Here is a 25447-nt window from a genome sequence, read left to right on the forward strand (position 1 = left end):
CAAAAGGAGTGAGAACCATGGGTGTACCCGAATTAGAAGAATATAAATTTGGCTTCCACGATGACGTGCAGCCTGTTTTTAGTACCGGCGAAGGATTGACCGAAGACATCGTCCGTGAAATCTCACGGGTCAAGCAAGAGCCAGAATGGATGCTTGAGTTCCGCTTGAAGTCTCTTGAAGCCTTCAACAAGATGCCCATGCAAAACTGGGGCCCAGACCTGTCTGACATCGATTTTGATGCCATCAAATATTACCAAAAACCAAGTGATCGTCCTGCCCGTGATTGGGATGACGTACCAGAAAAAATCAAAGAGACCTTTGAACGCATTGGTATTCCAGAAGCCGAGCGGGCATACCTGGCTGGCGCTTCTGCCCAATACGAATCAGAAGTCGTTTACCACAACATGAAAGAAGAGTTTGAAAAACTTGGCATCGTCTTTACCGATACCGATTCAGCCTTGAAGGAATACCCTGAGCTGTTCAAACAATACTTCTCAAAATTAGTCCCACCAACCGATAACAAGCTTGCTGCTTTAAACTCAGCCGTTTGGTCAGGTGGTACCTTTATCTATGTACCAAAAGGCGTTCGTGTCGATGTGCCATTACAAACCTATTTCCGGATCAATGCCGAAAATACCGGTCAGTTCGAACGCACATTGATCATCGTTGACGAAGGCGCCAGCGTTCATTACGTCGAAGGCTGTACCGCCCCAACCTATTCAAGCAATAGTTTGCACGCAGCCATCGTTGAAATTTTTACCCTAAAAGACGCTTACTGCCGCTACACCACCATTCAAAACTGGTCAGACAACGTCTACAACCTAGTAACCAAACGGGCCAAAGCCTTAGAAGGTGCTACCGTTGAATGGATCGATGGCAACTTAGGTGCCAAAACAACCATGAAATACCCAAGTGTGTATCTTGATGGCAAAGGCGCACGGGGCACGATGCTTTCCATTGCCTTTGCAGGTGCCAACCAAATCCAAGATACTGGTGCAAAAATGATCCATAACGCACCAAACACCTCCAGCTCCATCGTCTCAAAATCAATTTCTAAAGACGGCGGTGCAGTAAACTATCGTGGACAAGTCACCTTCGGCAAGAAGAGCGCAGGCTCTATCTCCCATATCGAGTGTGACACTATCATCATGGATGACCTATCGAAATCCGATACCATCCCATTCAATGAGATCCACAACAGCCAGGTGTCCCTAGAACACGAAGCCAAAGTCTCCAAAATCTCAGAAGAACAACTGTACTACCTAATGAGCCGCGGCCTCTCCGAAAGCGAAGCAACCGAAATGATCGTCATGGGATTCGTCGAACCATTCACCAAAGAATTACCGATGGAATACGCAGTCGAATTGAACCGGTTGATTAGTTATGAGATGGAAGGGTCTGTGGGGTAATGGAGTTGAATAAGCTAGAAATGCCTATTTGCAGGTGTTTCTGGCTTTTTTATGTTTACGATAGATCTATTAATTTACATAAGTCTGGTTTTACTCAATTTAAAAGAATTGAGCGTAGAAAAAAGTATGAGTATGGATATAAGTCTTATTTGTTAAATGCTATAGCACACAAAAGAGGATGCTATAGCTTCTATTTATAGATGAAAATAAACCTATGGCATCGTCTGGTCAAAATATTTTTTGAACATCAACAGCAATCTAAGAATTTTAAAATTATGAAAGTTTGTTATGTTTCTTAACCCTCTTTATAAGAGTTTTACAAATACTTGTTTGTATTTGTTATTATTCTTGATACAATTAATCAATTACAGATAAAAGAACAAATGTATTGAACAAAATGTTTGCGGCTTTGTCACGTGACATTTCTGAAACCAATGAAAAGGATCGTCTAGTCGTTGAATTAACAAATAAAAAAGGAACGCAAATTTTTCCTAGAGATGCAGAATTTGTAAATAGTTTTAAAACAGATGCTTTATATAATCGAAAAAACAACCTTGTTAAGCTAATTTTGATGATGCTTGAACTTTATAGGACAAAAGAACCAATTAACTTTGAATCAATTCAAGTAGAACATATTATGCCGCAAACGTTAACGAATGATTGGAAGGTTTCCGTTAAGAATGCTCATGATGTTCAAATAAAGTATGGGGATACGATTGGTAATCTGACTTTAACGGGATATAATGCAGAGTTATCTAATAAGTTATTTAGCGAAAAAAGTAAAATGTATCAACAATCAAATATAACTTTAACGAGAGAATTAGCCAATGAATATGATATGTGGGATGCCTCTACAATTGAAGATAGAGCGGAAAGATTAAGTAAAGAAGCCTTAGAAATCTGGAAATTTCCTGTTCAAACGCAAATGGAGGAGCAATCTTCTGTCGCAGGCGAGCATTATTTAGATGAAGACGTCATTATTACAGGAAGTAAACCTAAGTTATTATCTATCGAAGAAAAGGACTACAAAGTTGATAGTTGGAAAAAAGTACTTATTTCTTTTTTAGATTATGTGTGGGAAATTGATAGCCAAACTTTTGCTAATTTAAAGAGACGAGAGGTACTAAAAAGAATGTTTAGTCCAGGTAATGAAGTAAGAAATCCTGGCAAATTATCCAGTGGAGAAATTGTGGAGACCAATTTTAGTTCTGAAACAATTCTTTCAATAATAAAAATTATTGCTACTGAATATAATATATTTGGGAATATAAGTTACACTATTTAAGTCCTTTTTAAGTAACATTATATTATTATGAATTAGATTAATTAACTATCGATTAGTATTGTTCATAGAAAGAATACAATAGTTCTATAAATTAATATCCAAGCTAGCACTAAACCTGAAGAGTCATGAGAATCTATTTCACAAACAAAAATAGTAAAGGTAAATATATAAGTATATAAGTTTTGAAAAAATCTATATAAAATATTTTTGTTTTGCTTGAAGGAAGCCTCAGATAAAGGTTATATACAAGGAATGTCGGAGTTTAATGACTAGTATATTTCGCTCTTCTATCAGTCCTAAATATTGTAGAACCCAAATTATAGTGGGCGCTCTTTAAGAGTGCTCCTTTTTTATTTGATAAAAGTGATGTTTACTTATCATTATTACCTTTTGTATATGCAATAATTGCAATGCTAATTGGTTATTAAGATTTCGATTACTACTTCACTATATACGTTCATTTCATTCAAATCGTTCATCATCAATTATCTGGAACTCAAACAAATGAACGGGCTTGATTGCTTTACTAACGGAAGAAATTACCAACTAAAAGATAAAAAAAGACCAACAAAAGTTGATCTCACTTATTCTTTATAATGAATACTTCCATCTGGCTCTAATCTTGGTGTAAGTGCAACACTTTTTCCACTAGCACCTGTAACTATCGTTTGAATATACTGCACTTGTGTCTCAGGATCGGTAATAACAAAGATTTCATTGGTGCTTTTTTTATAGACTTTTTCAACTGTAAACTCTGTATTGGTGGTCATGCAATCACTCCTTTTAAATTCAGTATCAATAAAGGTATCAAACTCAAAAACTATTTTTTAAGTAAAAAAGGCAACTCAAGAGTTCCCCTTTTTCCGATATATTCTGTTTATTTCTTCCTGTCTATGCCATAAGTAGCGAAAGCAGGGAGAAAGAGGACTGCCAAGAATATACCTACCCATTTGAATACTTTAGGAACTTTACTAAATAAAAAACGCCTCCTTGATAACAATGATCATAGACTGAAATAGTTATTAGACGTGTTCAAAAAATAAAGAAAAGACCATTTTTGCAAGAAAGGAACCAGCGACAAAAGCAAGCGTAATCAACAAAATTTTCCAGAGACTTAACCGAGTACTACTCTTTTTCATCGAATCACCTCTAGAAAAAGAATACCACGATAAATAAATAATATCAAAAGTAAATGGTACTAAATAAACAAACACCCAATTTGTTGAAACAAAAAATAGCTAAACGACTAGTAAGTAAAAGGCAGTATACTAAGGCGAGGTCATGATCATCCATGTGATACCATATTTATCTTCAACCATGCCATAGAGCGAGGACCAGAACACTGGTGCAAGAGGGTCAATCACTTTTCCGTCTATCGAGAGGCTATTGAAAATAGTAGTAACTTCATCAGCGGATTCTTTCACAAGACAAAAGGAGAAAAAATCATTTGCTGGTCTATTTAGTCTGCCGTCTGTCATCATGATTCTCTGACCGTCGATGATGATTTCTGAGTCCATAACGAAATCATCAGGCATCTCAGGATCTAAACCTGAATCTATCGGTGCTTCACTCGCATAAACGATGGACTTAATTTGAGCGTCTAACGCCTCTTGATAAAATTTTATTGCATTTTCACAATTTCCTTGAAAACTTATAGCTGGGATAAGCATACAAAAATTCTCCTTTTTATTGATAGTATCACAAAGAAGTTACTCGCTTCTTTCAGTTTTTTCGTAGGAATCGGAAAATTTTGAATTGGTTATCCAAAAAAGGAGCAGAATACGTCGCTGCAATTAAATGACAAAATAATGTCTTGGAAAAATCTCAGTAGGTTTTTCTACGTTATATTTGATGGTCATTGTATTGCCCACACCATATCTCATTGGAACAGGAATACTATTTTCTGAGATATAATATTTTCCATCAATGAAGTAGCTAAAAGTTGCAAGTTTTGAATTGCGAAAATCCATCAGATTGGGAAGAACAGTAGTGAATGCGACAATATTTCCCACGACTTCCTTTTTTTCAATTTTACCCATAGCTAATCACGCTCCTACTATAATTTTTATAGTGACAATTATAACATGCAGGAGTGTGCACTAGGTGACATCAATGTCAATAATTCTTAATTTAAGTTCAAATAAACTGTTTAATCATTAGATAAGTATGTAAATATGATGATTAACTTGATTTTGTCTAGTCAAATGAGTAATTTCTGAATTTGTCTGATAAATGGTAGCAGAATAGGTACAAAATAGTTTTTACTGTTGTCATAGCATTGCTGGCTAAATTATATTTTCCATCGATAGAGGTAAATAACTACAAGTTAATCACCTCAAATAAAAATATAAATATGAAGTGATCTAGATTATAGAAAACAAAGATGTGATAATAAAATAGTGAAATAAGTAATATAGTTAGAATTAATCTTTTCATCAATCATTGAATGAGGGAGAACAACAAAAAATCTGAGGTAGAATAAAGTTCATTCTATCTCAGATTTTAGTTTGCACAATTTATAAGCCTATGGTGGAAAAGGGCTACTTTTTTGCTGTGCATGATCGAAATATTTATATTTCGCCTTTTTCATCTATCAAGGAATACCTAGAAAATCAAAATGTTGAGGCTTTGAATTTTTTGGATAGCAATTCTAAAGACTCAGTCTTTTTTGAAAAACATTCCTACTACAGTCACTATGAACATTAGTCCGAAGGTAAGCAAGAAGTCCCTGAACGCTTCGTTTAGTGGTGTTCTCAAGAATATAGTTGAGATTAAAAAATATCCGATTGGAAGAATTGCCGCTATAACAACACATATAAGTATAAAACCAATTATTTTTTTCATAAATCTATATTACCGCTTTTATCCCACATTTTCCAGCACTGAAAATAATTTGAGCTGGAATTCCACCAGGGACTAATTTTCCTAATATTTTTTTCAAAGCAGCTGTTCCTAATTTTTTTCCTAAGGTCTTAATGATTACTTCAGACGCTTTCTTCCATGCTTTACTAGCTATTAAATTTTTTACCTGAGGCGTGAAAATTTGTTTTGCAATATCTAAACCTACAATTTTTTCAAATTCTTTTTTCATACAATCGACAAAGTTTGCTTTTCTTAATTGAGGTTGTTGCTGACCAAAATCTCTTTCTAACATATCATAGAATTCATTATTACCATATTTTTCTCTCATCACAGTCAAGTTGATCTGAACAATATTTCCTTCACGGTCCGTCACAGCAGCGTGTTCATATATAAATTCTAAATCCTCTGCGTATTGATTAATAAGTTCTTGTTCGATTGCTTCTGTGTCCACAGAAGTATTGATCTCGTTTGCAGCTACAATTTGTAATGTTCCAAAAAAGGGCGAAATTACTATGAAAAGTGAAGCGATAAAACAAGCGATCTTTGATTTTTTCAGAAACGACATATTGAACCTTCTTTCTTGTTTTTTTGTTAGTTAGACAACGAAAAAATAGTAACACATAAATAAAAATATAACAATAATATTTTATGTTAATAGTATTAGATTATTTGATTGCTTTAACGATGAAGAGGACACAAAAATATTGATTACATCTAAAACTTTTACAAGTCGAAAGTGTAACCAACTGACAGTAGGAAAATAAGCTGTATGGTGGGTGTTTTTATTTAATTGCTTGATGAAGATACGCTTCATATCAGGAAGTCTGCCGTTATATTTTGTTTATATATGAACCTGATTTTATTTTATTTTATTTTATTTTTTATGAATTTATTCATAATCTAAAATTTTCATATAAGCGAAATTTACTGGTAAAGGGTCGATTTCCTCTCTTATTTTTAATAGATAATCCACGGAATGCTTCAACTTATATAGTTAAACGTTAGATATCGTGCATAATGATGGAAGGTATGAAAAAATACTCATTTTGAAATTGGGTAGATACTTTTCTCTATCTAACTTGGATTAATGATCTTCTATTGAGTCCCGATTAGTATAAATATTTTTGTGGAAAAAAAGTTAATATAACTAAGAGAAAAGACAAAGCCGCAGTATTTGATTAGCCATCGCCATCAAGTGGACAGGGAATGGTTCAAATACTACGGTTTTTTTAGGATGAATTTCATTAGTATCAATTTAATATTCTTGAATCAGTATTACTTCTCCGCGTTTTCTTTAAAGTAGTCATCAATGTACGCCTTAATTTTTTCAAAATCTTTAGTCAGAAAAAATTTAGAAGGAACTTTTATGATGGGGAGGTTATTTTCATTATCAAAAGGAGCGAATGGCTCAGGAAGGACCAAGTAATCAACAGTATCTTTATCTCTCAGATAATTGATTGAAACATCGTAAAACGGTGAAAAATAGTCTTTGAGGCTTGTGTCTCTTTGATAAAGAACACCTGGAGTTAATGGTGTGTAAGATAATCCATTGCTCAACACTAAGACAAAACAAATTCTTTTCATAATAAATCACCTTTCTTTTCTATTAAATACTAGCGTCATCTCAACAGTCAAGGATTCGTTATTCATTTGGTAAATCCATTTTAATAGACAAATGAATAAAAAATAGTGAGTAATAGAAACATAATTCAGTTGTTGGGTAAAAGGGAACCAGCAATCACAAGTTGTTCCTTTAATTTAAAAAACAAGCGATAAAAAAACACCAAGAACAATTATGGTTAAGATTTCCAATGGTCTTTCTAGAAACAAATTGTTGCTTTTTAAAAATATTGTTTTCTTTTTATAAGGGAACCAAAATGACTGGTTTGCGTAGTCTGGCGGGTACACGAGATCTAAAATACCACTGATAAACAGTAATGGAATTGCTTCGAAAATATTGTCATGGACGGCTAAATAAATATAGTATGTTAACAAAGAAATTTGAGCGATCCGTAGATATCTTAGGCTGGTAACTGTATGGTTCATCAAATCATCCTTTCGTAAATGATTATCGCATATTGAATGATTTAGTCAAATTAAAATTATAAAATATTTATTTATTTTAATATTGAAAAATAAATTCTTTTAATTTAATAAACAATTTATAAATATCCTAAACAGAGGATGTTTAATGAATTGTCAAATGGGATTTTCAGCTATTTATTTTAGAACGTCTTAGAGAGGATTCGTTTGAAAAGAGTTTCAGGATAATAAGTTAGTCTATTAAATCATTAGCAAAGTATGCACCTTGGACGAAATTAGTAGATTAATCAATAGCAATTTTTTAGATAATAGTTATTTTGCTAAAACAAAAAATTACCAATTTTGTCTTTAATGCTTTAAGAGCAAAATATGCAGTGATATACTAAAATAAATAAACTTAATGGAATAGACACTAAACGGAGACTCTAAAAAATGACCAACCAACTAATCATAGAAGATCATCATTTCAAGAAAGGTGAGCTATCTAGCATAACGACGGCATATATCGATCAGTACCCAGTCGTTTACATACTCTACAACCGAAATGAAAAGAAAAGACCTGTTGCGTACATTGGTCAAACGGTTCAAGTGAACAAACGATTGAAGCAGCACTTGAATAACTCTAAGCGCAGAGAAATTAAAGAAGTCTTGCTGATTGGACATGAAAAATTCAATCAATCAGCGACCTACAATATCGAAACCAATTTGATCAATCACTTCATTGGGGATGAGCAGTTTCAGTTGCAAAACGTCAGTCAAACAAGACAGGTGCAGATACATCAGTATTATGAAAAAGAGTATTATGATGAAGTGGTCTTCCAAGAGTTATGGGAAGAATTGCAAAGACGGCAATTGGCGAAGCACTCAATCGATACGATTCGCAACAAAGATGTATATAAATTATCTCCTTTTAAAGAACTGACGCCAGAACAGTTAGATATAAAACTTGAAATCATTGAGTACTGTAAACAAGCGATTCAGCAGGATGAAACACAAAAAGTCTTGATGATTGAAGGAGAAGCTGGAACGGGAAAGAGCGTCCTATTGGCATCTCTCTATAACACCCTTCAAGACTATACAAAGTCAGAGTCTGTATTAAAAGGCACCGATAACTTTTTGCTGGTCAACCATTCAGAGATGTTAAAAACCTATCATACAATGGCAGAAAGCTTGCCGAATTTAAAAAAGAATCATATGTTAAAGCCAACTTCCTTTATTAATAAAACAGATAATCAGAAGTTGCACCCAGACATCGTTATTGTGGATGAAGCCCATTTACTTTTAACGAAGAAAGACAGCTATAACAGTTTTCACTATGAAAACCAACTAGAAGAAATTATCAAGCGAGCAAAAATCACGATTTGTATCTTTGATCCGAAGCAAGTATTGAAAATCAAAAGTTATTGGGATCAGGACAAATTGGATCAGTTTCAGAAAAGGTACAATGCTTCTCGCTTTCAGCTAAAAGATCAATTAAGAATGAAAAGTAGTCCACAAATTATTCAATGGATCGATGATATCGTAGAAAAACGTGTAACACCGATTCCAGAATCAACAGCATCTTTTGAGCTTCAGATTATGGAAACCCATGATGCGTTAAAGAATAAAATCTTTTCTCTCGATAAAAAGGAAGGTCTGTCACGGATCATCTCAACATTCGATTATGTTCATAAAAAAGACGGAGCTTCTTATCTTGTAGATCCTGGTGGGATCAACCTGCCATGGAATACGACCGACACGAAGCGAACATGGGCGGAGAGACCAGATACAATCAGTGAAGTCGGATCAATCTACACCGTCCAAGGGTTTGATTTAAACAATGTAGGAGTCGTCATTGGCCCTTCCGTTGATTACGATCCAGAGACCGACCAGCTTGTCATCGATATCGATAAATATGAGGACAAAGGGGCGTTTACGGGACGTGACGATATGAACCAAGAATTGACGAAGAAAGCCAAAGAAACGATCATCCTTAATTCATTGAATGTATTAATGAAACGAGCAATCAAAGGGCTTTACATCTATGCAATCAATCCCAATCTGCGCCAAAAACTCTTAGCCCTACAAAACGAAAGGAGCCAGTCCAACCATGCGAAACCAACCCTCTTCAATGGAACGGATCAATAAATTCCGAGATGATCGCAATTGGCGACAATTTCATAATGAAAAAGATTTAGCTATTTCTATCTCCATCGAAGCTGCCGAATTGTTGGAGATTTTTCAATGGAAAACACCTGAAGAAGCCACTCAAGATTTCGAACATCTAAAAGAAGAAATTGCCGATGTTCTGATTTATTCCTATATGCTGGCAGACAATTTGGGCCTTGATATTGATGAGATCATCAAAGAAAAGCTGGAAAAAAACAACATGAAGTATCCGGTGAAAGAAAGTAAAGATTCGAAAAAGAAGTATAATGAATTGTAACAAAAAAGAAGCAAGGACGCTGCAAGTTCTTGCTTCTTTTTTTGATGGAATAGGAGCAACAACGGCTTTCTGAATTCATCAGTGATTGGTTACGAACGTCAAAAATCTGACATAATTGAGAAAGTTGAAGATAACTTCAAATTGGTTACAATTTTTCGGAAATTTGAAGTTAACTTCAAATATGCGCAATTTTTTATAAAAAATGAAGTTAGACCTACTGTCTGCAAGAGCAAAAACAAGATTATCCTATCCGAAAATGAAGGCAAGGTCATCGGTAAAAAATCGGCAATAATGAAGGTCATTTTCTATCAAAAATATTTCTCCCCAAAAACCTAAAAAACCTATTGCCCCCCAAGCCCTCTTACTGTATAGTAAACAAGAATATTTCATGAAAATAACCAAAAATAACTAATTAAAAAGACTTTGTTATTGAAAATTGCGATTAAACGATGCCGCAAACGGAATGTAAGAAGGAGAAAACAATGACGTATCTAACAAACAATCTTGTGAATTGCATGATCACTTTAGGGTTTATCTTCATCCATCTATCTTCAAATGTTATCTCATCCAGAAAACTAAACGTGCAATACATGAGCTCCTTTGCCGCTGGTGTAGGGATCTCCTATGCGATCGTTCATCTATTGCCCCATTTGGCTTATTTTCAAACGGTGTTGATCGATGAATTTGGCTGGGATTCGGGGATTTTTTATAGTCATGGGGTCTATGGCATCGTTTTGTTTGGCTTAGTCTTCAGTTACGTGATCTACAAAATCGATGAGCGGACGTTTATGGTGTTAGAAAAGAAAGACATCACCAGTGCCAAAAACGCCTTTTTTTGGTCGGATATCGCTTTTCATGTGATCTACAATATCATGATCGGCTATATCGTGATTGCCAATACGCTATCAGAGCGTTTTTACATTTTGACCTACTTTATTGCCTTTGGTTTGCACTTTCTCATGAACGATTGGCTGCTCTATCACCATCATGGTGCCCTCTATAACAAATATGGCCGCTTTGTGCTTTCCTTCAGTATTTTCGCGGGAGCTGCGTTCTCCCTCTTTGTTTCATTGCCCTACTATTTGGTGGTCATTATTGAAGCCTTGATCACCGGCGCTTTGCTGGTGAATATCATCAAATTTGAGTTACCCAATGAAGGAGAAGGCAGTATTCGTGGGCTATTGGTAGGCACGATCTGCTCCGGAATTTTATTTGTATTTGTCTAACGCGAAAAGGAGGACTGAATCATGGATGATTCGGTCCTCCTTTTTTTATAAATACGCAAAGTAATTACTATTTTCTGTTTCAATCGAACAAATCACAATAGTTTTTTATTTTTTTGACCATTATTTACAATTTTGTTGCAATGTTCGCTTGCTTTTCCCAAAAACATTCTATAAAATGTAAGCGAATAGAAACCAAAAAAATAGGCACCTCGTATCTCTGCGCCAACAGATTTACGAGGCCCTGATCAGTCAGACCCCTAAGCAGGATGACCAATCAAGTTGCCATAGTTGATCGCCAAAGGCATCAACGTGTTTATTGTACCCGATTTCCTTGTCGATTTCTAGTAGATTTAGGCAGGTTTTTGGGCAAAAACCGTGGGATGCTGGACGCTTATTTTGCTATGCCAAAGGCATTGGACAATCTTGTCCAATGCCTTTTTTGTCGTTTGAAACGGTTCATGCGCAGGATCGTTTGCGGCAAATAACAGGTGTGAAGATCAGTTGAGGACAGTCGCATGGAAAATAGGCAGTCATAGTTGAGAAATCCAATGCCATGCGTTCTTACTGTGTTCATAGAAATAGCGTTCTGGCGATCAGCACTTCAATCCTAGGTTCTTGAAGGTGGCAAGCCTTGGTTTCTATTCACACTTCGAAAAGATACCTGAAAGCAATCTGTCAGCGTTCTTTTAAGGTTAAGGAGGAAGCTTATGAAGGATTCGTTAAAGAAATTTATGGAAGAAAAAATGCTGCCATGGGGAATGAAAATTGGCGGTGAAAAGCATCTAGTTGCCATCCGTGATGGACTTGTCACCACGATGCCTTTGATTATTATCGGTTCCATTTTTGTTATTTTATCTAACGTTCCATGGGAAGGCTTTAACCTATTTGTTACGAGTATTTTTGGCGGGGAATGGCGCAGCAAATTAGACTTTGTCGTCCAAGTGACCTTTGGTGTGATGGCGCTGTTCAATTCCTTTGCTATTGCGTATAGTTTAGCAACCACTTACCGCGTCAGCGGTTTATCTGCCGGTGTATTGGCAGCCTCGGTTTTTCTTTTAGTCACTCCGATTGAAGATGGCGGCATTCAAATGTCTTATCTTGGTAGCCGCGGGCTGATCGTAGCAATCATCACTAGTCTAATCACGGCGGAGATTTTCCGATTATTCGTACAAAAGAATATCGTGATTCGCATGCCAGAAAACGTTCCCCCGGCGGTCAGTCGCTCCTTTATTGCATTGATCCCCTCATTCTTTTGCCTCTCGCTTTTCTGGGTGATTCGTTTATTAGTGGAATCATTCGGTAACACGAATGTTCATGATCTGCTGTACAGTCTTGTGGGACAACCATTGTCGATCATTGGCGGAGGCTTTATAGGCGGTCTGTTTGCCATCATGTTTACGTCATTGTTTTGGTCAGTAGGTATCCACGGTTGGGACTTGGTTTTGAGCGTCTTGCAGCCGACATGGATTCAAATGATCGATGAGAATCGAATCGCTTTTCAAAACGGCGAAACGATTCCGCATATCATCAATTATACCTTTATGAATACCTTTGTCTGGATTGGTGGTAGTGGGGTGATTTTGGGCTTAGCGATCTTGCTATTAGTCAGAAGTAAAAGCAAGTATTTAAAAGAGTTGGGGAAACTCGGATTTCCATCAACGGTTTTCAATGTCAATGAACCCATCATGTTTGGGTTGCCCGTTGTCATGAATCCCTTGATTTTGTTCCCATATATTCTGACGCCGGTCGTTTGTTATATCATCTCTTATACGACAGTTGCCATGGGGATCGTCCAACCTGCCGTTGTTTTGGTGCCATGGTCGATGCCGCCAATCATCGGCGGTTATCTAGCCACAGGCGGACATATTTCGGGGGCAATCTTACAACTGGTGAATCTGACGGTTTCTATCGCCATCTATTATCCATTCTTCAAAATGCTGGATAATCGGACATTAGCCAGTGAACTCGGTTCAGAAAGTGGGGCGTAAAATGAAGACAAAACGATTATTGAATTGCACGGCAGCTGATTTTAAATCATTTGATAAAGACCAGCTATTGGAAAGTATCCGAGGAAGTGCGGGGCGGACGATCGTTGCAGAAAATGATGTCCAAATCGATCCAATGTCTAGAGGAATCACCAATGCTGAATTCGTCGCTGCATTTGGGGCGGATTTGATTTTACTGAACCTATTTGATTGCGAAAATAGCGCTATCAAAGGATTACCGACTACGGATGACCCCATTCGCTTTTTGCAGTGCTTAACGGGGAGGCCTGTTGGGGTCAATCTTGAGCCTGTCGACGATTGTGCGGAGCAGATGGAACAGCTGACAACTATCGCGACTGGGCGTTTGGCAACAAAGAAAAACATGGCTCGCGCAGAAGCACTTGGATTTGATTTTATCTGTCTGACAGGAAATCCTTCCACTGGCGTTTCAAATAAAGAGATCACAGCGGCAATCAAACAAGCAAGAGCCATTTTCTCTGGGATCATTATTGCTGGAAAAATGCACGGTGCTGGTGTCAATGAACCCGTGTTAGATGAAGAAATTGCGTCTGCGTTCATTCAAGCTGGAGCCGATGTTATTCTTGTACCCATTGCGGGTACGATTCCTGGGCTGAGTGAACAACACATGAGTGATCTAGTGGCCTTTATCCACCAAAAAGAGAAGTTGGTCATGGGCACCATCGGTACTACACAGGAAGGTGCAGATACAGGTACGATCCGTGCCTTGGCATTGACTAGCAAACGTGCCGGATGCGACCTTCATCATATCGGAGATGCAGGTTTTTCTGGGACCGCTGATCCCGAGAACATCTTGCAACTATCCATCGCCATCAGAGGCAAGCGCCATACCTATCACCGAATGGCCGTCTCAGTGAATCGATAGGTGGAACAAATGGGCACATGCCTATGAAAGGCAAGAATTGTTAGAAGAATTTTTCGTTGAATGTTGAATAATGAAGCAAGACCGAAACAGAGAGTGAGTTCTTTGTTTCGGTTTTTTTATAGTGAGTTTTAATGCGTGATTAAGAATTCGCAACAATTGTGGTGAGTAGGAAAAAAATTAGGAAATATATTTTCAAATTGGATTGATTATTCTTTGGTATGTCGGATCATAGAGTTGCAGGTTATGCTCTTTAAGACATATTTTGACGGCATGTATCTATTGTTGTATAATGTATATACAAATTCATTTGTATATACATTGGGAGGGTAGAAATTGAAAAAAACAAAAAATTATAAAGTCAGAAGATCTGGTAATAGTGATATTACAACGATACCTGCAGAAGTAAAGGAGTATATCGGTGTTCAGACCGGTGAATCAATCAGTTATGTTTTTGAACGGGATGGATCTGTAAAAATGATTAAAGCGGTTGAAGAAGTTTCTATTGATTCAATCGTAGATTCAGTCATGGATCAATACGACAAAGCTTTAAAAGACTTGGTTGACTTATGATTTTTTTGACGGCGGCAGATGTGATTAGAATCAATGCGAAAGTAATTGTACAGTATTCTAAAGGAGAAATGATTGGTGTAAAAGATGCAAGTGCGTTGGATATGGCAATAAATCAACCATCACAAGCTGTGTTTGGCAAAGAATTATATCCGACAATTTTTGATAAGGCATCAATTTTAGCAATTAACTTAGTAAAAAGACACCCTTTCCATAATGGTAATAAACGGACCGCTTTAGTTTCTATGATTACTTTTTTGCAGCTTAATGGATATGTGACAAATTTTTCTCAAGATGAAGCGGTCAATTTTATTCTGACTATTACTACTAGTAAAAAAGAGTTTAACGATTTAAAAGAAGAGGTGGCAAGCTACTTACAAGATTCTAATCGCGTAAGGCCTAACTTTTAAGTAAAGGGTGCAAAGAAACATTTCAATTAATTGATGGTTGTTTAGTAATCAAACGGAATTGTTCGCATAAAGGTTAGTAGCCGATCATGACTTTTCGTTAAACACATCGACGCGAAAACAGATCAAATCCTTATAAAAAGGGATTTGGTCTGTTTTCGTCTTTTCTATTCGCCACTTGCGCCATGCGTTTTTTATTCAATAGTTATTCTTCTAACCCTCGGTTCATCTATCAATCGAAAAATCGCATAAGCCCTCTATCCTTGCTATTCCAGCATTTAGAACAAAACATAAAATAAACATAGTTTTTTTAAAAAATTCCGAGAAACAGCGAGTAGGTTGCCATTGCTCATGAAATGACAGATGGATAGAATGGTTGGGTGTCTTTGCACAAAAAGTACAAAGATACCACCATTGTGAAGCGCTTTATTCTATGATACTCTGATAACAGATAGGAGGAGATAAGGATGTTGCGTTTCCAAATATGAAAAGGGTAGGCTGGTGTTGACGACAAGTTGTCCTTGTACGAAACATTCGGAGGAAGAGAAAATGAATACCCAATTAATTGATAAGAGATTAGAACAAAAGCAAAAAGAGTACGCTTTTTATGGCAATATTCGTGTGGTCAAAGCTGACAAGGTTTTGGTGGATCGCTCTTTTGGCTATGCAAACGATGCAGACAAATTACCAAATCGTGCCCATACCCGTTTTGGCATTGCCTCAGGTTGCAAGCTTTTTACGGCACTAGCCATTTGCCAATTAGTTGAAGCAGGCAAACTGAGCTTTGACACGACACTGCAGGAGTGTGTTCCAGATGTATTGCCAAACTTTGATCCAGCTGTGACTGTTCATCATTTGCTTACACATACCTCTGGTATCCCTGACTATTTTGATGAAGAAGTATCCGATGATTTTGAAGCACTTTGGCAAGATTTGCCGACCTATCGAGTGCGAACCCCCCGTGATTTTTTGCCGCTTTTTCAAAAAAAAGCCATGGCTGATCCAGTGGGAAGCAAGGTCAAGTACAACAATGCAGGGTACATCCTCTTAGGAGTGATTGTAGAAGCAGTTAGCGGCTTGCACTTTACCGACTATATTGGAAAGAATATTTTTGAAAAAGCAGAAATGACAGATGCTGGTTACTTTGCCCAAGACATGCTGCCTCGCAATACGGCATTAGGATATATTGAAACGGAATCAGGACTTAAGACCAATATATTTTCCATCCCAGCCAAGGGCGGACCGGATGGCGGTGCTTATGTATCAGTTGAAGACTTAGAAAAATTCTGGCATGCATTGATCAGCGGGCAATTACTGAGTAAAACAATGACCGAGATATTTTTGACACCACAAGTCTATAAGGAAGATGAATTTTTTTATGGCTATGGCGGTTTGATGAAAGTGGTAGAACAAAAAGTGGTGAAGTACATCCAGATGGGCTATGATCCAGGTGTCAACTACCATTCCGTCTACTACCCAGATCAGCAGTTGTTGATCGCGGTATGTTCAAACAAATCGGCACATGCCTATGAAATGCAAGAAGTGTTAGAAGAATTTTTCGTAGACTAATGAAGTAAGACCGAAACAGAGAGGAAGTCTGCTGTTTCGGTTTTGTTTATGTATGTAACCTACATAGTAAGTCTTTGAAAAATGAAAGAGAGCAATTGGTTTTTTGTTTTCCTAAACGAAATCTATATTTAATAAACGAATTGGCGAGCAGTTGTTTTCTAAAGTACCTTTGATTAAAATAAGCACAGCAGCTATCATATACTAACTAAGCAAAGGAGTGTGCTACATGCTAACAGGCAACAAAGTCACTTTAACCCCTGCGGAAATCAAAGATAAAGAAGCGGTCTATCAATGGTGTTTTCATTCTGAAACCACAAAGTATCATTCTGGACCACCTTCTTATCCTAATGCACCGATCGCCACCGAAACAGAGTTTTTTGAGGACTATCAAGAGTATTACTTTACTGGTGCCCAACCGCAAGATGGCAGAGGCTTTTTGATTCTACATGCAGGTGAACCGATTGGCTTTATTAGCTACTCCTCATTTCATCTAACAGACGGCATAGCAGAACTGGATATCTGGTTGAACCGGGAAATTCATTGCGGCAAAGGATTTGGCACCGATGCGATCGTCACCCTCGGTGATCATTTACATGAAACATTCGGCATTCAAAAATTGATGATGCGACCATCGAGAAAAAATATTGCTGCAGTCAAATCTTACGAAAAGGCTGGTTTTACGCAATCTTCCCAAGACCTTGCTGACTATTTGTTGGAAGAGTATCTTACTTTATATGCCGAAGGGGATTACGGGGCTGAAGAAACGGTGACATTGATCAAAACGTTTCCGTTAACTGCATTGAGCTGATTTCTTTAACGATTCCAGATCATATGGATAATAAAAGGGAGCGGGTCACTTTTTGCCAAAGCATAACCTAAACCAATAGCTGCGATGATTCCAAAGACTACTTTGAAACCTATAAACAGGATGTGTCTTATATTAGTCATTCTATTCTCCAATCGTTAAGAAACTCAAACCAACATGCACGAGTCATTTTAGTATGGTCGGTCCTCTGAAAAAAATATTCAGAGAGTATCCAAGATAATCATAGTCTTGACAATCAAAGGTAAATTAAAAAGTCCTAAATTTAGGACTTTTTAATTTACCTTTTAGGGCAGAAGCGGGATGAAGGATTGAAAATATTTTGATCAGAACACAATACAACGTTTTGGTGAAACTTTATCGAAATAAGGACTAGAAATAAGAAATTGCACCAAGTGTAATCAAATCAAACACAATATGGATGAGCCACGGAACATAGAGAGAATTCGATCGAACACCTGCTGCATTGAAAAGAATTCGAGCACATCCTTGCAATAAGAGGACATGGATGAGTGTTAGCAGGAAACTTCCATTCCAGTAAGTCAGCATATGAAATATGGCGAATACAAAGGCACTGAGCAAAGTGGCAATGATCATTCGTTGCGGGTTTTTTTGTAAGAAATTCAGAGAAATGATCAAAACGTAAAAACTAAATAATTCTTCTCCTAACAGCATAAAAGGCAGTTGCAGCCATGGAATATTTCCGCTAAGGTCATTGGCTTTTAAATCGAGTTTTAAAATAAGAACCAATAAAAAACTAGTGACAAAACTTAGGATAAAGGCAGCAAGGAGGAAAAGAAAGAAATTGCGGAACGGATTTTCTGGTTTAGAAAACAAATGAGCCGTTCCCTTCAGACTATAGGTAAGTAAGAATGCAATCAAGCTAGCTAGTAATAACGAATAAGGTGCTAGAAAGGGAAGAAATCCGAAAGATAAGTTTAAAAAACCGCAAAAAATAAGGACTAAACCGAAAATCACTCGAAGAGGGGATACCGGGGTGTCATAAAGTTTGTTCATACATAGCGCCTACTTTCTAATAAATCGCTTGAATTTGGGTGAAAAAATCGAAACATTGTGCACGCAAATAAGTAAAACCCAGCACATCGAATAATTGTAATGTTTGTTCTATTGCAGTTTTACTAGCATTTTTTTCTACCGTACAAAAAAGAATGACTTGTTCAAAAAACGAGTGATAGAGTTTAAATACAGAGCTGTGTAGTCCGAGAGTCAGGGGCTGCAACTGAGCTACCGCTTTTCTTGCATAGGTAAAATTTCCTTGGCCGATAAAGTTACCGCAACTATTGATAAACAGCTTTGCATAGATGGTCTCTCCTGGAGGATAGAGACGATACATACCAATTTTTTTCAATGCATTATCGAAGAAAAGGATTTGTTGCTCAGGTTTGAAAAAGCCCATTGTATTCGAATACAACTGTATTTCTTGCAGTGTCCACGTTTGAATGGACTCAAGATAATCTGCAACAATTTGAATATCGCTGACCGTAGCTTGGCTGTTATCTACCATTCCAGTTTCTTTGAAATGGACCATAACCTTATACCTCATGTTGATCATTGCTCTAAACACACGATCACTGCTTTTTTGAGAACTAGCAACTTCTTCATATAACTGTTTGAGTAGTCGCAAATCATTGCTATTGGAAGCAAGTTCGAATTTTTCCCAGTTGGTTTTGGTTTGTTTATTATCGTAATTGAAAATAAAGAAAAACTCTTCTAAATTAACCATCAAACGATCCAATACCTTCAATAATAGCTTAAAAGATAAATCATGATTTCCTTTTTCGAATTCGATTGCATAGGATTTCGTGACAATATCATAATAAATTTCTTTTTGTGAAAAACCTTTCTCCAATCGGATTTTCCTAATCAGTTCTCCGTAACTCAACCGTCTCTCTCCTTTATTTATTCGTTGAACAATCAAAAATGAAAAAGGTCATTATTGATAGAATAGTTATTCCATATGTCTTATCGCCAGATTATATCGCATCAGCAACGTCATTTTTTTTCTTTACAAAATAGAATAAGACAATCAACATCAAAACGGCGCCAATCGTTAGACCCAATCCACCTTCAAAACCAAAACCACCGCCATTAATCAATGCTTTGTCTGTTACAGGATCAGTTTGAATGACGGAAGAGTAAATGTGTAGTCCGCTAACAGGTACTCCAAAAAAAGGGCCTAACAGAAAGTTCCAGATGGCATGGAAAGCACCAACGAGCAACAGATTATCAGAAAGATAAAAAATGAACGACAGAATAAGTGAAGCCAAAAATAAGTTGAAGATCGCCAACGCAGTTACTGAATCATTCACTCCATGAAGAGCGGTAAAAATAATAGAATTGATGATCACACCCATCCAAACATTCGTTTTTGCGCTTACTGTGTTCATTATAAACCCACGACAAACGACTTCTTCCATTGTCCCTTGAAATAAAAAACCGAAAAAAGAGGCAATGACATAGAGCCAACTAATTGATTCTAAATGAAAGGAAACCTTAATTGACCCAAAAAATAAATTAACAAGAAATACGAATAATAGAAAAACAAAGCCGGTCAATAAACCTATGCCAATATTCTTTAGGGGGTGTCTCGCAGTTAAACCAAAGGAAGCTACTGAGCGATTTTCAAAATAACGAGAAAATAAGAGGATGGCAATAATTACGAAGATATTTACGAATAGAGCAGTGACTTCCTGTGCACCTATGTTTGAAATAAATAGGTTGGGTACTTCCGTCACAATGGTTTGAACAATGATCACCAAGATAATTCCAAGTAAAATAGCCAGTGTAACACTTCTTTTTCGTTCTTTTTTTGTTAGTGCCATAGAATCAGTGAGTGCTAATTTCATTTTAATCTCTCCTTCTTATTGAAAAAATAATTAAACGTTTAAACCAAGTAATCTTTTTTCTAGTATAGCATTTTGTAAAAAAATACAGCTAGTATAGCGTTTCTTAACAAAGCAAATCTTACAACGGCTAACTGGGTGAAATCCATTTGGTCCTGATAATAGGACCAAATAATTATGAAAGAATTTTTGGCTGTATGATGCTCACGTAACTAGATAAAAATAGGAGTGATAAAATGAATAAAAAGATGATTATTGCGACTTCAGTGGTATTGATCAGTACGTTAAACAGTGTCAGTGGCTTTGCTGATGAAAATTCTTCTGACAGCATACCCACGAGTGAAACAGGAGATACCTTACCATTGCTTGATGGTACCGTTTTAACTAAAGACACCGAGAAATGGTACGACATAGAAGGATCACTATATACAGATGAAAGGATAGAACAACTCCAAGAGGCCTTTATAAAAGCACATACACCACCGTTGCCGGAAGTAGAAGTACCAACACCAAAAGCAATCGAGCAACAACTGCCCGAACTACCGGAAGTAGAAGTCCCAACACTAAAAGTAATCGAGCAACAAGTACCTGAATTACCAGAAATAGAAGTACCAACACCAAAAGCAATCGAGCAACAAGCACTAGAAGTACCAGAAGTAGAAGTACCAACACCAAAAGCAATCGAGCAACAAGTACCAGAACTACCAGAAGTAGAAGTACCAACACCAAAAGCAATCGAACAACAAGTGCCATCGTTGCCAGAAATAGAAATCCCAGCACCAAAAGTGATCGAGCATCAAGTGTCCGAACTACCGGAAGTAGAAGTCCCAACACTAAAAGTAATCGAGCAACAAGTGCCATCGTTGCCAGAAATAGAAGTATTAACACCAAAAGCAATCGAGCAACAAGTGCCAGAACTACCGGAAGTAGAAATCCCAACACCAAAAGCAATCAAGCAACAAGTGCCAGAACTACCAGAAGTAGAAGTATTAACACCAAAAGCAATCGAGCAACAAGTGCCAGAACTACCGGAAGTAGAAATCCCAACACCAAAAGCAATCGAGCAACAAGTGCCAGAACTACCAGAAGTAGAAGTATTAACACCAAAAGCAATCGAGCAACAAGTGCCATCGTTTCCGGAAGTGGAAATCCCAGCGCCAAAAGTAATCGAGCAACAAGTGCCCGAACTACCGGAAGTAGAAGTCCCAACGCCAAAAGTGATGGAGCAACAAGTCCCATCGTTTCCGGAAGTGGAAATCCCAGCGCCAAAAGTGATGGAGCAACAAGTGCCAGAACTACCAGAAGTAGAAGTTCCAACGCCAAAAGTGATGGAGCAACAAGTGCCCGAACTACCAGAAGTAGAAGTTCCAACGCCAAAAGTGATGGAGCAACAAGTGCCCGAACTACCAGAAGTAGAAGTTCCAACGCCAAAAGTAATCAAGCAACAAGTGCCCGAACTACCAGAAGTAGAAGTCCCAGCACCAAAAGTGATGGAGCAACAAGTGCCATCGTTTCCGGAAGTAGAAGTCCCAACATCAAAAGTAATCGAGCAACAAGTGCCCGAACTACCAGAAGTAGAAGTTCCAACGCCAAAAGCAATCGAACAAAAAGTCCCATCTCTATCGAAAGTAGAAGTAAAAGCCCCAAAGCCAGGAAAACCTGAGGGGGATAATTCAAAAAAAGAAAGAGAAAAAAATGCTCCTGTGGCAATAGCGAAAAGTAAAAACGACCCAGATAGATCAATCAAGCTACGTAAACTAACAAACAATAAGAAAGACAGTCTGGATGGTATTCAGAGTAAGTTTAGAGAGGTGAAAAAGGTACATGTTCCGTTAGTGGTTGAAGGAAACAAGGCAATCTCAAATGGAAATATAAAGACCGCTCCTCTCTTGTCGAAGCTAAGTCAGCGAGATAGCACCAGTTTGCCCCAAACAGGATTCAGCAAACTAGAGGAAAGGACAAGTTTATTCGTTACACTTTTAGGTTTTCTCACAAGTGTAGTCTCTGTCTATCTTTTTCTATTGCCAAAAGTGAAAAGGAATGGGAAATAAATGAGTATTCATAGTGTAAAAGAGTATTTTCATTTTTTTGATGAATCGATCGAAAAACAGACTTCTATAAAGATTCAAGAGTATTATGAAGGAATAAAAAAAGAATTCACTTGTTTGATTCAGAGCATCTCTTCGGCTAATGCATTGCCTTCCATCAAGGAATTAATGATTTTGGATGCGAAACTACAAATTCTTTCAAGTTTGATGGAAGACAACATTTTCAAGTTGTCGGAACAAGAAATTATACGATTATCGGAAATAGATAGCGCTTCTTATTATGAAGAGATTTTCAAATTGGATGGGATGACACACACAAATGACTATCATTCGCTTTTATTTCTATAAGGATTCTCGCAAGTAGAAACGAAACCCCTTCGATCACCTTAGCTCAAGGATTCGAACGGGTTTCCTCTTTTCAGACAGTTTTTTTGACTCTTCTTCATCGATTCTTTTGCCACTAACCTCTCGCTAAGATATATCGATCAGGCCTGACTATCTTCACTTTTAATAGTTATCGAAAAATCGCATAAGCCCTCTATCCTTGCTATTCCAGCATTTAGAACAAAACATAAAATAAACATAGTTTTTTTCAAAATTCCGAGAAACAGCGAGAATGTTTGTGCTATAATGGTCGCTCACTGAAAAAAATTCAACAGAATCTGGGAGGGTATAGCATGCAGGAATACATTACGATCCACAACGCCAGGCAGAACAATTTGAAGGGCTTTGACTTGAAGATTCCCAAAAGAAAAATCACGATTTTCACGGGTGTCTCTGGTTCAGGCAAGTCATCGATCGTCTTTGACACGATCGCACAAGAAGCTGGCCGACAGCTGAATGAGAACTTTTCGAAATTTGTCCGCAACTTTTTGCCAAAATACAGCCAGCCCGATGCCGATGCCATCGACAATCTTTCGATGGCAGTAGTGGTCGATCAAAGCCGTTTAGGCGGCAATTCCCGCTCCACATTAGGGACGATCACGGATATCAATCCCTTGATCCGCTTGCTTTTTTCTCGTCTTGGTCAACCGTATTTAGGTCCTGCATGGAATTTCTCCTTCAATGATCCTCATGGGATGTGTCCCACTTGCGAAGGGATTGGGCGCATCGTCGGGTTAGATTTAGAAAAGGCACTGGATCTTGAAAAGTCCTTAAACGAAGGGGCGATCTTGCTTCCTGGCTACAAAGTCGGCTCCTGGCTGCTGAAGTCTTTCACCAACACGGGCTTTTTTGACAATGACAAGCCGTTGAAAGAATATAGCGAAGAAGAAATGAACCGCTTTTTGTATGCCCAAGGAGAAAAAATCGATTCCTTGTATATGGAAGGGATGAGTTCCACCTATGAAGGCTTAGTCGCTCGTTTTAATCGCTCCAATATCAAGGGTGGCAATGAAAGCTCCGCTGCTACCCAGAAGAAAATCGCTTCTTTCATGAATGAGCAGAAGTGTCCTGACTGTCAGGGAAAACGCTTCAACCCACAAGTACTCGCGTGCAAAATCGCGGGCTATTCGATTGCGGACTTTTTGGCGATGCAAGTAGATGAACTATTGACGGTTCTTCAAGAAATCTCGGAGGAGAGTGTCCAACCGCTGCTTCAAAACATCCAAGCGAGAATCACTGATCTAATCAATATCGGGTTGGATTATGTTTCCTTAGACCGTGAAACAACGACCCTTTCTGGTGGGGAAAGTCAGCGGGTAAAAATGGTCAAACACTTGTCTTCTAGCTTGAACGATGTGATCTACATTTTTGATGAACCGAGTATTGGGCTGCATCCAAGGGATGTCCATCGATTGAATGAATTGTTAGTCAAACTACGGGACAAAGGAAACACCGTCATCGTAGTGGAGCATGATCCAGATGTCATTAAAGCAGCTGACCATATTATCGATGTTGGTCCTAAAGCGGGGAAAAATGGCGGCTATATTACCTACGAAGGAACCTTTGAAGGATTGCTGCGCTCAGATACACTGACTGGCAAAGCATTTGGGCAGATGGTGGACTTTAAAGAAGCACCTCGCCAGAGTCAGCAGGTTATCGAAACAAAAAAATCGATGCTGCATAACTTGAAAAATACAGCACTGCGGGTGCCATTAGGAGTATTTACAGTGGTGACCGGTGTCGCAGGTTCTGGAAAGAGCAGTTTGGTGAATGGTGTTTTTGCTAAAGAATACACCGAAGCCATTACGATCGATCAATCAGCGGTGGCGGGAAATATCCGCTCCAATCCAGCGACCTATTCTGGGATCATGAATGACATTCGGAAGTTATTTTCCCAAGAAAACAAGGTCTCAGCAGGTCTTTTTTCCTACAATTCCGAAGGTGCCTGTGAAACGTGCAAAGGCCACGGGTCCATCAAGATGGAACTGTCCTTTATGGATTCCGTCGAAGTTTTGTGTCAGGCCTGTGGCGGCAAACGGTTTAAAGAAGAAGTCTACCAGTATCGCTTGAAAGGCAAGTCGATCGATGAAGTCCTTGCCATGAGCATCACAGAAGCGGTGGAATTCTTTGAGGAAAAAGCGATTCAAAGAAAACTAAAACAGATTTTGGCTGTGGGACTAGGATACATGACCCTTGGACAGCCATTGAATACCTTGTCTGGTGGGGAATGCCAGCGACTGAAGTTAGCAAAAGAATTAAGCAAAAAAGGCAATATCTACATTATGGATGAACCAACAACCGGATTGCACATGGCAGACATCAAAAGCATCTTGGCGATCATCGAACGATTAGTAGAAAAAGGCAACACGGTGATCGTGATCGAACACAACCTTGAGGTCATGAAAGCAGCGGATTGGCTGATCGATGTCGGCATTGATGGCGGGATTCGCGGTGGCGAAGTGTTGTACGAAGGGATTCCAGAAAAACTGATCGAGTGCCAGTCCTCGATTACTGCCCAGTATTTATTTTAATGAGAAAACCAAAAAAGCCGCAAGCAGCTCTTTCATCGAGCGCTGCTTGCGGCTTTTTTTCTTTTTCCTCCAGCAAAAAAGAATATGATAAGTCTAAAAAGTGAATTTCTGCCCG

The 25447-nt window shown here is 37.9% G+C and carries 22 protein-coding genes; 14 read left to right on the forward strand and 8 right to left on the reverse strand.

Annotated features, from left to right (window positions below):
* The first annotated feature begins 17 nt into the window (after positions 1-17).
* Positions 18-1409 (forward strand): Fe-S cluster assembly protein SufB, encoded by a 1392-nt coding sequence (sufB, locus tag IGJ44_RS02420; protein WP_005232103.1) that lies wholly within the window; start codon positions 18-20, stop codon positions 1407-1409.
* A gap of 397 nt (positions 1410-1806) precedes the next feature.
* Positions 1807-2694 (forward strand): HNH endonuclease family protein, encoded by an 888-nt coding sequence (locus IGJ44_RS02425; RefSeq protein WP_430606565.1) that lies wholly within the window; start codon positions 1807-1809, stop codon positions 2692-2694.
* Between the two features lie 584 nt (positions 2695-3278).
* Here IGJ44_RS02425 and IGJ44_RS02430 read toward each other — a convergent pair.
* From IGJ44_RS02430 to IGJ44_RS02450, 5 genes are all read right to left on the reverse strand, one after another.
* Positions 3279-3464, reverse strand: a complete 186-nt coding sequence (locus IGJ44_RS02430; protein WP_430606065.1) for a DUF6440 family protein — start codon at positions 3462-3464, stop codon at positions 3279-3281.
* A gap of 498 nt (positions 3465-3962) precedes the next feature.
* Positions 3963-4364, reverse strand: a complete 402-nt coding sequence (locus tag IGJ44_RS02435) for a VOC family protein (RefSeq protein WP_430606067.1) — start codon at positions 4362-4364, stop codon at positions 3963-3965.
* A 123-nt stretch (positions 4365-4487) separates the two neighbouring features.
* Positions 4488-4733 carry a hypothetical protein gene (locus IGJ44_RS02440; RefSeq protein WP_086316864.1) on the reverse strand — a complete coding sequence of 82 codons (246 nt, stop codon included), beginning with the start codon at positions 4731-4733 and terminating at the stop codon, positions 4488-4490.
* A gap of 809 nt (positions 4734-5542) precedes the next feature.
* Positions 5543-6121 carry a hypothetical protein gene (locus IGJ44_RS02445; protein WP_128432472.1) on the reverse strand — a complete coding sequence of 193 codons (579 nt, stop codon included), beginning with the start codon at positions 6119-6121 and terminating at the stop codon, positions 5543-5545.
* A gap of 710 nt (positions 6122-6831) precedes the next feature.
* Complete coding sequence (locus IGJ44_RS02450) at positions 6832-7140, reverse strand: hypothetical protein (protein ID WP_086294528.1); 309 nt, start codon at positions 7138-7140, stop codon at positions 6832-6834.
* Positions 7141-8031: 891 nt separating this feature from the next.
* Here IGJ44_RS02450 and IGJ44_RS02455 point away from each other — a divergent pair.
* The 9 genes from IGJ44_RS02455 to IGJ44_RS02495 all read left to right on the forward strand — a co-directional run bounded on the left by IGJ44_RS02455 (position 8032) and on the right by IGJ44_RS02495 (position 17490).
* Positions 8032-9726 carry a DUF2075 domain-containing protein gene (locus IGJ44_RS02455; protein ID WP_430606068.1) on the forward strand — a complete coding sequence of 565 codons (1695 nt, stop codon included), beginning with the start codon at positions 8032-8034 and terminating at the stop codon, positions 9724-9726.
* Positions 9689-10024: a nucleotide pyrophosphohydrolase gene (locus IGJ44_RS02460; protein WP_430606069.1), complete on the forward strand. Its 336-nt coding sequence runs from the start codon at positions 9689-9691 to the stop codon at positions 10022-10024. Before IGJ44_RS02455 ends, IGJ44_RS02460 begins: the two co-directional genes overlap by 38 nt.
* A 482-nt stretch (positions 10025-10506) precedes the next feature.
* Complete coding sequence (locus tag IGJ44_RS02465; protein WP_005227479.1) at positions 10507-11250, forward strand: hypothetical protein; 744 nt, start codon at positions 10507-10509, stop codon at positions 11248-11250.
* Between the two features lie 707 nt (positions 11251-11957).
* Positions 11958-13238 carry a PTS cellobiose transporter subunit IIC gene (gene celB / locus IGJ44_RS02470; RefSeq protein ID WP_195265273.1) on the forward strand — a complete coding sequence of 427 codons (1281 nt, stop codon included), beginning with the start codon at positions 11958-11960 and terminating at the stop codon, positions 13236-13238.
* Position 13239: 1 nt separating this feature from the next.
* Positions 13240-14139: a haloacid dehalogenase-like hydrolase gene (locus IGJ44_RS02475; RefSeq protein WP_430606070.1), complete on the forward strand. Its 900-nt coding sequence runs from the start codon at positions 13240-13242 to the stop codon at positions 14137-14139.
* Positions 14140-14472: 333 nt separating this feature from the next.
* Entirely contained in the window at positions 14473-14709 is a 237-nt protein-coding gene (locus tag IGJ44_RS02480) for an addiction module antidote (protein ID WP_010748784.1), read from the forward strand.
* Positions 14706-15116, forward strand: coding sequence for a type II toxin-antitoxin system death-on-curing family toxin (locus tag IGJ44_RS02485; RefSeq protein WP_123834790.1), 411 nt, complete (start codon positions 14706-14708; stop codon positions 15114-15116). Before IGJ44_RS02480 ends, IGJ44_RS02485 begins: the two co-directional genes overlap by 4 nt.
* Positions 15117-15662: 546 nt before the next feature.
* On the forward strand, positions 15663-16682 hold the full coding sequence (locus IGJ44_RS02490) for a serine hydrolase domain-containing protein (RefSeq protein ID WP_422704910.1): 1020 nt from the start codon (positions 15663-15665) through the stop codon (positions 16680-16682).
* Positions 16683-16908: 226 nt separating this feature from the next.
* Positions 16909-17490 (forward strand): GNAT family N-acetyltransferase, encoded by a 582-nt coding sequence (locus tag IGJ44_RS02495; RefSeq protein WP_074536867.1) that lies wholly within the window; start codon positions 16909-16911, stop codon positions 17488-17490.
* 387 nt (positions 17491-17877) lie between these two features.
* Here IGJ44_RS02495 and IGJ44_RS02500 read toward each other — a convergent pair whose 3' ends face one another.
* The 3 genes from IGJ44_RS02500 to IGJ44_RS02510 all read right to left on the reverse strand — a co-directional run bounded on the left by IGJ44_RS02500 (position 17878) and on the right by IGJ44_RS02510 (position 20372).
* Positions 17878-18522 (reverse strand): CPBP family glutamic-type intramembrane protease, encoded by a 645-nt coding sequence (locus tag IGJ44_RS02500; protein WP_151196791.1) that lies wholly within the window; start codon positions 18520-18522, stop codon positions 17878-17880.
* A 16-nt stretch (positions 18523-18538) separates the two neighbouring features.
* Positions 18539-19408: an Rgg/GadR/MutR family transcriptional regulator gene (locus tag IGJ44_RS02505; protein WP_074536948.1), complete on the reverse strand. Its 870-nt coding sequence runs from the start codon at positions 19406-19408 to the stop codon at positions 18539-18541.
* A gap of 91 nt (positions 19409-19499) precedes the next feature.
* On the reverse strand, positions 19500-20372 hold the full coding sequence (locus IGJ44_RS02510) for a CPBP family intramembrane glutamic endopeptidase (protein WP_074536947.1): 873 nt from the start codon (positions 20370-20372) through the stop codon (positions 19500-19502).
* A 233-nt stretch (positions 20373-20605) separates the two neighbouring features.
* Here IGJ44_RS02510 and IGJ44_RS02515 point away from each other — a divergent pair, with 233 nt between their 5' ends.
* From IGJ44_RS02515 to IGJ44_RS02525, 3 genes are all read left to right on the forward strand, one after another.
* Positions 20606-22420, forward strand: a complete 1815-nt coding sequence (locus IGJ44_RS02515) for a hypothetical protein (protein WP_430606071.1) — start codon at positions 20606-20608, stop codon at positions 22418-22420.
* Positions 22421-22765, forward strand: coding sequence for a DUF7006 family protein (locus IGJ44_RS02520; RefSeq protein WP_074536610.1), 345 nt, complete (start codon positions 22421-22423; stop codon positions 22763-22765).
* A 329-nt stretch (positions 22766-23094) separates the two neighbouring features.
* Positions 23095-25332, forward strand: coding sequence for an ATP-binding cassette domain-containing protein (locus IGJ44_RS02525; protein WP_430606072.1), 2238 nt, complete (start codon positions 23095-23097; stop codon positions 25330-25332).
* The last annotated feature ends 115 nt before the right edge of the window (positions 25333-25447 follow it).

Source organism: Enterococcus sp. DIV1368d, assembly GCF_050542975.1.
In the GTDB taxonomy this organism is placed as follows: domain Bacteria; phylum Bacillota; class Bacilli; order Lactobacillales; family Enterococcaceae; genus Enterococcus_D; species Enterococcus_D casseliflavus.